The 10,910-nt window shown below is 70.2% G+C and carries 10 protein-coding genes and 1 pseudogene; 6 read left to right on the top strand and 5 right to left on the bottom strand.

The window, feature by feature from the left end:
* Positions 1–210: 210 nt before the first annotated feature.
* Positions 211–996: a DeoR/GlpR family DNA-binding transcription regulator gene (locus ETD83_RS13860; protein WP_138645522.1), complete on the top strand. Its 786-nt coding sequence runs from the start codon at positions 211–213 to the stop codon at positions 994–996.
* 11 nt (positions 997–1,007) lie between these two features.
* Here the strand turns inward: ETD83_RS13860 and ETD83_RS13855 are convergent, their stop codons facing one another.
* From ETD83_RS13855 to galU, 4 genes are all read right to left on the bottom strand, one after another.
* Positions 1,008–1,487: a MogA/MoaB family molybdenum cofactor biosynthesis protein gene (locus ETD83_RS13855; RefSeq protein ID WP_230420889.1), complete on the bottom strand. Its 480-nt coding sequence runs from the start codon at positions 1,485–1,487 to the stop codon at positions 1,008–1,010.
* A gap of 8 nt (positions 1,488–1,495) precedes the next feature.
* On the bottom strand, positions 1,496–1,966 hold the full coding sequence (moaC, locus tag ETD83_RS13850) for a cyclic pyranopterin monophosphate synthase MoaC (protein WP_138645520.1): 471 nt from the start codon (positions 1,964–1,966) through the stop codon (positions 1,496–1,498).
* A 5-nt stretch (positions 1,967–1,971) separates the two neighbouring features.
* Positions 1,972–3,180, bottom strand: a complete 1,209-nt coding sequence (glp, locus tag ETD83_RS13845; RefSeq protein ID WP_138645524.1) for a molybdotransferase-like divisome protein Glp — start codon at positions 3,178–3,180, stop codon at positions 1,972–1,974.
* A gap of 202 nt (positions 3,181–3,382) precedes the next feature.
* Positions 3,383–4,309, bottom strand: coding sequence for a UTP--glucose-1-phosphate uridylyltransferase GalU (galU, locus tag ETD83_RS13840; protein WP_138645519.1), 927 nt, complete (start codon positions 4,307–4,309; stop codon positions 3,383–3,385).
* A 33-nt stretch (positions 4,310–4,342) separates the two neighbouring features.
* On the opposite strand from galU, the gene ETD83_RS13835 reads away from it, so the two are divergent.
* The 4 genes and pseudogenes from ETD83_RS13835 to ETD83_RS45695 all read left to right on the top strand — a co-directional run.
* Complete coding sequence (locus ETD83_RS13835) at positions 4,343–4,924, top strand: 5-formyltetrahydrofolate cyclo-ligase (RefSeq protein ID WP_138645518.1); 582 nt, start codon at positions 4,343–4,345, stop codon at positions 4,922–4,924.
* A 145-nt stretch (positions 4,925–5,069) separates the two neighbouring features.
* Positions 5,070–6,059 (top strand): NAD(P)-dependent oxidoreductase, encoded by a 990-nt coding sequence (locus tag ETD83_RS13830; RefSeq protein ID WP_138645517.1) that lies wholly within the window; start codon positions 5,070–5,072, stop codon positions 6,057–6,059.
* Between the two features lie 103 nt (positions 6,060–6,162).
* The gene (locus ETD83_RS13825; protein WP_138645516.1) at positions 6,163–7,647 is read left to right on the top strand and encodes a potassium/proton antiporter; all 1,485 of its coding nucleotides are present in this window, start codon (positions 6,163–6,165) and stop codon (positions 7,645–7,647) included.
* 161 nt (positions 7,648–7,808) lie between these two features.
* Positions 7,809–7,949, top strand: a pseudogene (locus tag ETD83_RS45695) (FmdB family zinc ribbon protein); the annotation flags it as partial.
* 14 nt (positions 7,950–7,963) lie between these two features.
* On the opposite strand, the gene ETD83_RS45690 reads toward ETD83_RS45695, so the two are convergent.
* The gene (locus ETD83_RS45690; protein WP_329602782.1) at positions 7,964–8,185 is read right to left on the bottom strand and encodes a hypothetical protein; all 222 of its coding nucleotides are present in this window, start codon (positions 8,183–8,185) and stop codon (positions 7,964–7,966) included.
* A 464-nt stretch (positions 8,186–8,649) separates the two neighbouring features.
* Here ETD83_RS45690 and ETD83_RS13815 point away from each other — a divergent pair, with 464 nt between their 5' ends.
* Positions 8,650–10,779 (top strand): MMPL family transporter, encoded by a 2,130-nt coding sequence (locus tag ETD83_RS13815; protein ID WP_138645514.1) that lies wholly within the window; start codon positions 8,650–8,652, stop codon positions 10,777–10,779.
* The last annotated feature ends 131 nt before the right edge of the window (positions 10,780–10,910 follow it).

Genomic DNA, 10,910 nt, shown 5'->3' with positions numbered 1-10,910 from the left:
GGGCGGATGCGGCCTGGAGTGTCCATGATCTCGCAGGTTCGATCGGTGCCCGTACGCGGCGTTCGCGAGAAACCGGCCCAGGCCGATGTCCGGTTTGATCGTTGTTGATTGCCCCTTGGCGGAATACGCAGGAAATTGCAGGGATTCGCGTGGCTAGAATCCCCTGATGCAGGTGCTCCCGCAGGTCCGTCCGCTGGAAAGGGGACCGGTGTGACCCGGCACGAACGCTGGAACGCACTGCTCGAACTTCTCGCGGGCGCGGGGCGGCTGACCGTCGAGGACGCGTCCCGGCGGATGGGCGTCTCGGCCGCGACGATCCGCCGCGACTTCGACCAGCTCGCGCAGCAGCAGCTGCTGACGCGCACCCGGGGCGGCGCCGTCGCGCAGAACATCAGCTACGACCTGCCGCTGCGCTACAAGGCGGCGCGGCACGCGTCCGAGAAGCAGCGGATCGCGGCGGCGACCGCCGAGCTGGTCCGGCCGGGCTCGATCATCGGGCTGAACGGCGGGACGACGACGTCCGAGGTCGCGCGGGTCCTCGCCACCCGCGCCGACCTGCACGCCGAGGGCCCATCGCCGTCGATCACGATCGTGACGAACGCGCTCAACATCGGCAACGAGCTGGCCGTCCGCCCCCATGTGAAGATCGTCCTGACCGGCGGGGTGCCGCGCCCGCAGTCGTACGAGCTGACGGGGCCGCTGGCCACCGGGATCTTCGACCGGGTCACGCTCGACGTCGCGATCCTCGGGGTGAACGGGTTGGCCGCGCAGCACGGCGCGACCTGCCACAACGAGGGCGAGGCCGACGTGAACCGGCGGATGGCCGAGCGCGCCGACCTGGTGGTCGTGGTGGCGGACGGCTCCAAGATCGGGCACCGCGCCTTCGCCCGGATCTGCGCGACCGACGAGATCGACGTCCTGGTGACGGACGGGACCATCGCCGAAGCGGACGCGGCCGCGTTCACCGAGGCCGGCATCCGCGTGATCACGACGTAGCCCGCGCGGGCCTAGGCGGGCGCGGGCGGGCGGGGGTGGTCGCCGCCCTTGATCTGGTCGACGGCGTGCGCGAGGACGCGGCCGAGGACCGTCATGCCGTCGCGGACGCCGCCGGTCGAGCCCGGCAGGTTGACGATGAGCGTGCCGCCCGCGACACCGGCGAGCCCGCGGGACAGGATCGCGGCGGGCACCAGCTCGCGGCCCTCCAGCCGGACGGCCTCCGCGATGCCCGGTATCTCCCACTCGATCACCTGGCGGGTCATCTCGGGGGTCTGGTCGGTCGGGGTGAGGCCGGTCCCGCCGGACGTCACGACCACGTCGTAGCCGGAGGCGACCGCGTCCCGCAGGACGCCCGCGACCGGCTCCCCGTCCGGGACGACGACCGGGCCGTTGACCTGGCAGCCGAGGTCCTCCAGCATGGCGACGAGGACCGGGCCCGACTTGTCCGCGTAGACGCCCGCCGCGGCCCGGTTGGACACGGTGACCGCCATCGCCCTGATCATCGTCGCCACACTCCCGTCTTTCCGCCGGTCTTCTCCTCGACCCGGACGTCGGTGATCACCGCGGCGGGGTCGACGGCCTTGACCATGTCGACCAGGGCGAGCGCGGCGACGCTGACGGACGTCAGCGCCTCCATCTCCACGCCCGTCCGGTCGGCGGTGCGGGTTACGGCGGTGATCGCGACGCCGTCGTCCCGGATCTCCAGGTCGACGGTCACACCGTGCAGCGCGATCGGATGGCAGAGCGGAACGAGGTCGGGAACGCGTTTCGCGCCCATGATCCCAGCGATGCGGGCGACGGAGAGGGCGTCGCCCTTGGGAATGTCGCCGGCGCGCAGTAGGTCGACGCACTCGGCTGACAGGCGGACGAACCCCGTGGCCGTCGCCGTCCGGGACGACACGTCCTTGGACGACACGTCGACCATGCGGGCCGCGCCCGTGTCGTCCAGGTGGGTGAATTCAGAGCCCATGGCACTCAAGACGGCAACCTCATGACTTCGACGTGGGAACCGGCGGGAAGGGCTTCGACGTCCTCCGGCAGTTCGATGAGCGCGTTGGCCGACGCTAGGGAGCCGAGCTGGTGCGAGCCTTGCGTTTGCGCGGCCGTGACGGTGTAGGAGCCATGGCTGAACGACAGCAGCCCGCGCAGGTAATGGCGGAGCCCTGGTGGCGATTTCACGTCATCGGTGAGGACGGCGCTCACCGTCGGCAGCGGGTCGGGCGCCAATCCCTGCATGGCGCGCAATGCGGGACGCACGAAAACCTGGAACGACACGTACGCGCTTACCGGGTTCCCAGGGAGAGTGAAGACGGGTATGCCTTCGAGAAGTCCGAACCCTTGGGGCTTGCCCGGACGCATCCGCACCTTATGGAAACCCACTGTCCCGGTGCCGGACAGTACTTCCTTGACCACATCCTTAGTGCCCATCGAAACGCCGCCAGTGGTGACGATGGCGTCGGCCCGGACGAGCTGGTCGTGGAACATCTCCAGCACCTTGGCGGGCTCGTCCTCGACGGTCGCCTGCCGGTAGCCCACGCCGCCCGCCTCGACGACGGCGGCGGTGAGCATGTAGCTGTTGGACTCCCAGATCTGGCCGGGAGCCAGCGGCTCGCCCGGTTCGCGCAGTTCGTCCCCGGTGGAGACGACGACGACGCGCGGCCGCGGCCGGACCGTCACCCGGGAGCGTCCCACCGCGGCGATCATGCCGAGTTGCGGGGCGCCGAGCCGGGTGCCCGCGGCCACGACGATCTGACCCGCGGGGACGTCCTCGCCCGCGCGGCGGATGTAGTTGCCGGACGGCGCCCCCCGCGAGATCCGGACGGTGGCGTTGCCGCCGTCCGTCCACTCGACCGGGATGACCGCGTCCGCGCCGGCGGGCAGCGGCGCGCCCGTCATGATCCGGGCGGTCAGGCCGGGACGGATCGCCGACACGCCGGTGTCGCCCGCGACGATGTCCCCGACGACGGGCAGCGCGACCGGGTCGGCCTCGGTGGCCGCCGCGACATCGGCCGCGACGACGGCGTACCCGTCCATCGCGGAGTTGTCGAACGGCGGCAGCGGGACGGGCGCGGACACGGCCTCCGCGAGCACCGTGCCCTGCGCCTCCAGCAGCGCGAGGTCGAGCGGCGGCAGCGCCGCGACGCCGCCGAGGATGTCCGTCAGATGCTCGTCGACCGTTCTCATGCCCACCGCCCCAGTGTGACCTGCCGTCACGGGTCTCCGGCGCCGCCCACGCCGTCTCAGCCGTCTTCCGGCGCCGTCACAGCCGCCCGCCCACGCCGTCCAGCCGACCACCTGCGCCGTCCGACCTCGCGCCCAGCCGCCGTCCAGCCGCCGTCCAGCCGCGTGCCGGCGCGACGCCTGCGCGGCCGGGCTCGGAACCGTTTCAGCCGTCCTTGGCGCCGTTCTCGGCGTCCTGGCGGCGGACGAATTCGCGCAGCCACGGCATGAACTCCGGCGCCAGATCAGGACGTTCCGAAGCGAACTGGACGACCGTACACAGGTATTCGAGCTTGTTCCCGGTGTCGTAGCGGCGTCCGCGGAACTTGATCCCGTAGACGCCGCCGCCGGCCTCGGCGGGCATGTCGGCGAGGGTGCGCAGCGCGTCGGTGAGCTGGATCTCGCCGCCGCGGCCCGGCGGGGTCTTCTCCAGGACGTCGAACACCGCGGGGTCGCAGACGTACCGGCCGATGATGATCCAGTTGCTGGGCGCCTCCTCCGCCGAGGGCTTCTCGACGAGGTCGGAGATGCGGACGACGTCGTCCTCGTCCGTCGCCTCGATGGCCGCGCAGCCGTAGGCCGAGACCTGGTCGGGCTCGACCTCCATCAGCGCGATCACGCTGCCGCCGTACTGCCGCCGCACCTCGATCATGCGGTGCAGCAGTTTGTCGCGGGCGTCGATCATGTCGTCGCCGAGCAGCACCGCGAACGGCTCGTTCCCGACGTGCTGGCGGGCGCAGTGCACCGCGTGCCCGAGCCCGCGCGGCTCGCCCTGCCGGACGTAGTGCATGATGGCCAGGTCGCTCGACTCGTGGACGGCGCCGAGCCGTTCCTCGTCGCCCTTGGCGCGCAGCGCCTCCTCCAGCTCGTACGCCCGGTCGAAGTGGTCCTCGATGGAGCGTTTGCTGCGGCCGGTGACCATCAGGACGTCGCTGAGGCCGGCGTCGACCGCCTCCTCGACGACGTACTGGATCGCCGGTTTGTCGACGATGGGCAGCATTTCCTTTGGGGTCGCCTTGGTGGCGGGCAAGAATCGGGTACCGAGGCCGGCCGCCGGGACGACCGCCTTGAGCACACGTGCAGAGTCGGCCATGTAGAGACCCTAGCCATCCGTGAGGACAGCAGCGTGCACGACATCGCTTCGAAGACCGGCCTCCGGGCCGAACTGCTCGGCAGACGTGCGGCGATGCCGCCCGAGGCCCGCTCCGCGGCCGGACGATCGATCCGGGACGCGCTGCTGTCGGTCCCCGAGGTCGAGATGGCGGGGACGATCGCGGCCTACGTCTCGATCGGCACGGAGCCGGACACGCGGAGCCTGCTGTTCGCCCTGTGGAAGCGCGGCACGTACGTGCTTCTCCCCCGGCTGCTGCCGGACGGCGACCTGGACTGGGCGTCCTATGAGGGCCCCGACTCGCTGGTCCCGGGGCCGCGGGGATGCCCGGAGCCGTCCGAGCCGCCGCGCGGGCCCGGTGCGGTGGGCAGCGCGGACGTCGTCCTCGCCCCGGCCGTCGCCGTCGACCGGACGGGCATGCGCCTCGGGCGCGGCGGCGGCTCCTACGACCGGGCGCTCGCGCGTGTCGGCCCGGCGATCCTGACCGTGGCGCTCCTGTACGACGCGGAACTCGTGCCGAACCTGCCGTCGGAACCGCATGACCAGCGCGTCCGCGCCGCCGTCACGCCGTCGGAGGGCCTGGTGCGCCTCGGCTGATCCCCCGGTCCGGCGGCCTCGTAGGGTGGTGGGACGGAAGATCACGGCTTGAGTCGCCGTTCCGCGGCGGTCACGGGCACTGACGTGGCGTTTGTGGGCGAAGGGCCCACGGCCGGGCATCGTTCGTCGAAACGGGAGGTTCGAGATGACGGCGCCGTGGCGGATCCTGTCCCTGCCGCCGATCGGGGAGGACGTCGTCCGCGGACTGTTCGCCCCGCTGGGCGACGCCGTCGAGATGACGTTTCCCCAGACCAGAGACCGCGCCGGCCTGCTCGCCGCCATCACCGGCGCCGACATCGCGATCGGCGACTTCACCGGCCGGCTCGCGCTGGACGCCGAGGCCGTGGCCGCCGCGCCGCGTCTGGCGTTCGTCCAGATGCCCGCGGTCGGGACGGACAGCATCGACGTCGCCGGGCTGACCGCCGCGGAGGTGCCCGTGGCCAACGCCGCGGGATTCAACGCGCGCAGCGTCTCCGAGTGGGCGGTGGGGGCGGCGCTCGCGCTCTGCCGCGACCTCGCCTGGGGCGACCGGGCCGTACGCGCGGGCGAGTGGCCGCAGATGGAGATGGCAGCTCGACGGCCGCGAGAGCTCCACACACAGCGAATCGGCATCGTCGGCTTCGGCTCGATAGGCGCGGAGACTGCACGGCTGTTCACGGCACTCGGCTGCGCAGTGTCGTATTGGACGAGGCGGAGGCGTCCAGAGGCAGCGGCCACGTACCGCGAACTGGACGACCTGATGGCGACATCCGACATCCTCGTCCTCGCCTTGCCGCTGGCAGACGAGACCAGGGGTCTGATCGGTCCCGAACGCCTCGCCCTACTGCCGGACAACGCGTTCCTAGTGAACGTGGCGCGCGGGGGTATCGCACCTGACGACGCCGTACTCGACGCCTTGAAATCGGGACGGCTGGCGGGTGCGGCACTGGACGTGTACGACGACGAGCCGTTGCCGCTGGAGCATCCGCTGCGTTCCCATGAGGACGTCCTGCTGTCGCCGCACGCGGCGGGGACGTCCGTCCAGTCCCAGCTGAACCTGGTGGCGCTGGTGCGCGACAACGTGACCGCCGCCGTCCAGGGGCGGGACGTGCGGAACGTTGTCAACGGGGTAAATCCGCAGGTCAGGCGGCGATAATCACCCTTTCCGACATGCCGTCTCTCAACCGCAAATGTGCGATCGGCCGGTGAATCTGTAGGATTCCTAAACGATCAAGTTTGACGACCCCGAAGGGTGGGATGTGCATCTCGACATCTGGCTACTCCTCGGGGCCACGCTCGTACTCTGCGCCATCGTCGCGGTCAGGCTGTCGCACAAGGCGGGCCTGCCCACCCTCCTGGCGTACATGGGCCTCGGCCTGCTCATCGGCGAGTCCGGCCCCGCGCACATCCAGTTCGACGACGTCGAGCTGGCCGAGACCCTCGGCCTCGCGGCCCTCGTCCTGATCCTCGCCGAGGGCGGCGTCACCACCAACTGGCGGCACGTCAGGCCCTCGGTGCCCGCCGCTCTCGTCGTCTCCACCATCGGCACGCTGATCAGCATCGTCGTCGTCGGGCTCGCCGCCATGTGGCTGGTCGGACTGGACTGGCGGCCCGCGTTCCTGCTCGCCGCCGTGCTCGCCCCCACCGACGCCGCCGCCGTGTTCTCGGTGCTGCGGCGGCTGCCGCTGCCGTCCCGGCTGAGCGGGATGCTGGAGGCCGAGTCCGGCTTCAACGACGCACCCGTCGTGATCATCGTGGTGACGCTCAGCGCGCACACCGGCGTGCCGAACCTCACCGAGCTCCTCGGCGTGATGCTGTACGAGCTGATCGCGGGCGGCATCGTCGGCTTCGCCATCGGCTGGCTGGGCGCACAAGGTCTGCGCCGCATCGCACTGCCCGCGTCCGGCCTCTACCCCATCGCGGTGCTGTCGCTGTCGGTCGGCGCCTATGGCGCGGCATCGCTCCTGCACTCCAGCGGGTTCCTTGCCGTGTACGTCAGCGCCCTCGTCCTGGGCAACGCCCGGCTACCGCACCGTCCAGCCACGCGTGGCTTCGCCGAAGGCGTCGGGTGGCTCGCCCAGATCGGGCTGTTCGTGATGCTGGGCCTGCTGGCCTCGCCCAGTGAACTGCCCGCCCAGATCGTGCCCGCGCTCGTGGTCGGGTTCGTCCTGCTGCTGATCGCACGTCCTGTGTCGATCGTGCTGTCCACGATCGGATTCAAGCTGTCGTGGGGCGAGAAGATGTTCGCGTCCTGGGCGGGGCTGCGCGGCGCCGTCCCGATCGTCCTCGCCACCATCCCGATGGTGGAGCACGTCGAGAGCGCCGACCGGCTGTTCGCGATCGTCTTCAACATCGTCGTCGTGTTCACCCTCCTGCAAGGCCCCACGCTGCCGCTGGCGGCGCGCCTGTGCCGGCTGAAGAGCGACGAGCAGACACGGGAACTGGACGTGGAAGCCGCCCCCCTGGAGGAACTGCACGCCGACCTGCTGGAAGTGCGGATACCGCTCGACTCCATGCTGAACGGCGTGGAGATATTCGAGCTCCGGCTTCCGCATGGGGCGTCCGTCACCCTTGTTGTGCGGAACGGGTCCAGCTTCGTCCCGGAGCCCACCACGCCTCTGCAAGCGGGTGACACCCTCCTGGTCGTGACCACCGACGCCGTACGCGACGCCACGGAGCGCCGTCTGCGCGCGGTCAGCCGGAAGGGGCGGCTGGCAGGGTGGTTCGGCGAAACGGGCACGTGACACTGCGTTTCCCTGACCGGCCCCTTTCCCTGGCCTGTCGGCTGATGACGGGTCAGGGAACAGGCCGGGGGCGAATCCTGTTCCAATCATCGGTACCATTAGCAGTCGTCTAAAGTGAGTGCCAGTCCGGGACTGCCGGGTTGAGTCAGCGAGGAGGGACCGTGCCGACGTATCAGTACGTTTGCACCGAGTGCGGCGAGCCTCTTGAGATCGTGCAGAAGTTCAGCGACGACGCGCTGACCGAGTGCCCGGCGTGCAGCGGCAAGCTTCGCAAGGTCTTCTCGGCCGCGGGGATCATCTTCAAGGGGTCCGGCTTCTACCGCACCGACAGCCGGGGCTCTGGGAAGCCCGCGACGGCGGGCGCCTCGTCCAACGGCTCCTCGGGCGGCTCTTCCTCCAGCGGCGACTCGTCCAAGTCGGACACGTCGTCGTCTTCGTCTTCCTCTTCGTCTGGGGGCGACTCGTCGTCCTCCAGCACGTCGTCGTCCTCGTCGTCCGAAAAGGTCGCCTGACCTTCCACGGCCTGGACTGACTTCACGTCTGTCTCCGCACACCGAACCGGGGATCCCCCGGCTGGACCCACGTCCACCCGGCGGACCCCCGGTTTCGCCATGCCAGCCTGGCATCTGCCCACGTCCGCGAGAGCTCGCGCCGGCGAGGCGGAGGCGGGCCTCCTATTCAAGACCTGTGCCGACCTTCCCCTTCTACATCTCAAGGGGTAGGCGCGGGCCCCTTCATGCCTCGGCCGGGGTAGCCCAGGTCCCTTCTCATGCCGGACGCGCCGACGGTGCTTTCTCGCGACGATTGAGTACGTGGGAGGCGACCGGCACGCATGCACCCTCTCCCGTTTGACAAAACTCTCGATCTCAGAGAGACTCTTGATCCGAGAAGTTTGATGCAACAGTATCGAGAATTCGCGATAGTACTTGACACGTCTCGACGAGCGAGACACCCTTGGGCGGACGCGACATATCTCGATCGCAGAGTACACAGGAGAGGAACATGAGCGAACACAGCCCGGCTCCCCCCAGGTCACGGGCCCACCGCGTGGCCGGACTCATCGCCGGCCGGCGCACCAAGTGGGCCGTCCTGGCTCTGTGGGTCGTCCTGCTGCTCGCCCTCGGCCCACTGGCCGGCAGGCTCGGCGACGTCGAGAAGAACGACGCGGCGTCCTGGCTCCCGGGCGGGGCCGAATCCACGCAGGTCGTCGAGTTGGAGGAACAGTTCCGCAAGGACGAGACGATGCCCGCGGTCGTCGTCTACGAGCGCTCCGGCGGAATCACGGCGCAAGACCGCGCGAAGGCCGCCTCGGACGTCTCCGCCTTGCAGAAGCTGCCCGGCGCGCAGAAGGTGCAGGGGCCGTTCCCGTCCAAGGACGGCAAAGCCCTGCAGACGTTCGTGCCCCTCACCGATGAGGACCTCACCAAAGCGGTAGACGAGGCACGTGACCTCGCCAAGCGCGGACCACCCGGACTGACCACGCACGTCACCGGACCCGCCGGCATGGGCGCCGACCAGTTCAAGGTCTTCGAGACCATCGACGGCTTCCTGCTCATGGCCGCTGGCAGCGTCGTCATCATCCTGCTGCTCATCATCTACCGCAGCCCAGTCCTTTGGTTCGTCCCTGTGCTGAGCGCCCTCTTCGCGCTAGGGCTGGCCCAGTCGCTGGTGTATCTGCTCGCCAAGTACGGCGACCTCACCGTCAACGGCCAGAGCTCAGGAATCCTGACCGTACTCGTCTTCGGTGTGGCCACCGACTACGCGCTACTACTCGTCGCCCGATATCGGGAAGAACTGCATAGGCACGAGGACCGGCACGAAGCCATGGCGTACGCGCTGCATCGCGCCGGGCCCGCGCTCATCGCGTCCGCCGCCACCGTCGCGGTCGGCCTGCTGTGCCTGCTGCTCGCCGAGATGAACTCCACTGCAGGCATGGGCCCGGTGGCCGCGGCGGGCGTCCTCACCGCACTCGGCGCCATGACCACCCTCCTGCCCGCCCTTCTCGTCATCTGCGGCCGCTGGCTGTTCTGGCCGCTGATCCCCCGGTACGACGCCAAGTACCTGGAGCCGGAGGCGTACGAGGCCGAACACGGCATCTGGAGCCGTATCGCCGGTCTGGTCGGAAGGCGCCCGCGCGCGCTCTGGGCCGTGACCATGCTCGGACTGATCGTCCTCACCCTCGGCCTGGGCTCGCTCAAGGCCGACGGGCTCTCCGACGCAGGGCAGTTCACCGGACGTCCCGACTCCATCAAGGGCTCCGAGGTCGTCTCCCGGCACTTCGCCGCCGGATCGGGCTCACCGGCCGTCGTGATCGGCAAGGCGTCGGCGTCCGACCGGATCGCCGAGACCGTCCGCGGGACGCCGGGCGTCGCCGAACTCGGCCCGGCGGCCACGGCGAACGGCCTGGTCAAGTACGAGGCGACGCTGAAGGACCCGGCCGACAGCGAGGCCGCGCGCGCGACCATCGACCGGCTGCGGGCGGCGGCGCACGCCGTCCCGTCCGCGGACGCCAAGGTCGGCGGGACCACCGCGACGTCCCTCGACATCAAACGGGCCTCCAGCCGCGACAACAAGGTGATCATCCCGATCGTGCTGGGCGTGGTGTTCCTGATCCTCATCGCGCTGCTGCGCGCCGTCGTCGCGCCGCTGCTGATGATGGGCACCGTGGTGCTGTCGTTCCTCGCCTCGCTCGGCGCGTGCGCGCTGATCTTCGACTACGGCTTCGGATTCGAGGGCACCGACTCCGGATTCCCGCTGCTGGCGTTCATCTTCCTGGTGGCGCTGGGGGTCGACTACAACATCTTCCTGATGCACCGCGTCCGGGAGGAGTCGCAGAAGCTCGGGACCCGGCGCGGCATCCAGCGCGGCCTCACCGTCACCGGCGGCGTGATCACCTCGGCGGGCCTGGTCCTGGCGGCGACGTTCGCGTCCATGGTCACGCTGCCGCTGGTGTTCATGGTCGAGATGGGCTTCGCGGTGGCGTTCGGCGTCCTGCTCGACACCCTGATCGTCCGGTCCCTGCTGCTTCCGGCGCTGTCGTACGACATCGGCCGGCGGATCTGGGCGCCGGGCCGTCTGGCCAAGGAGGAACCGTCCGTCGAGCGGCCCAAGGTTCTCGACCCGGTCGGATAGCCGTGCAGACCGGCTGACACGCGCCGCGGACCCCCGTATGAACCCGCGGCGGCGGACCGGCCGACCTGCGCCGACCCCGGCCGCGGCCGGGACGGGGAAGGGGAGGGGCCCGGCTCAGGCCGGGCCCCTTC

The sequence above is a fragment of the Actinomadura soli genome, from assembly GCF_005889715.1.
In the GTDB taxonomy this organism is placed as follows: Bacteria; Actinomycetota; Actinomycetes; order Streptosporangiales; family Streptosporangiaceae; genus Spirillospora; species Spirillospora soli.
Note: the sequence above shows the minus strand (reverse complement) of the source record. Positions and strands in the feature narration are given on the sequence as shown.

Bases quoted from the DNA above. Each gene is read 5' to 3' on its own strand.
- ETD83_RS13855 (WP_230420889.1), bottom strand. From the start codon at position 1,487: ATGGCGGTCACCGTGTCCAACCGGGCCGCGGCGGGCGTCTACGCGGAC.
- moaC (WP_138645520.1), bottom strand. From the start codon at position 1,966: ATGGGCTCTGAATTCACCCACCTGGACGACACGGGCGCGGCCCGCATG.
- glp (WP_138645524.1), bottom strand. From the start codon at position 3,180: ATGAGAACGGTCGACGAGCATCTGACGGACATCCTCGGCGGCGTCGCG.
- galU (WP_138645519.1), bottom strand. From the start codon at position 4,309: ATGGCCGACTCTGCACGTGTGCTCAAGGCGGTCGTCCCGGCGGCCGGC.
- ETD83_RS13830 (WP_138645517.1), top strand. From the start codon at position 5,070: ATGACGGCGCCGTGGCGGATCCTGTCCCTGCCGCCGATCGGGGAGGAC.
- ETD83_RS13815 (WP_138645514.1), top strand. From the start codon at position 8,650: ATGAGCGAACACAGCCCGGCTCCCCCCAGGTCACGGGCCCACCGCGTG.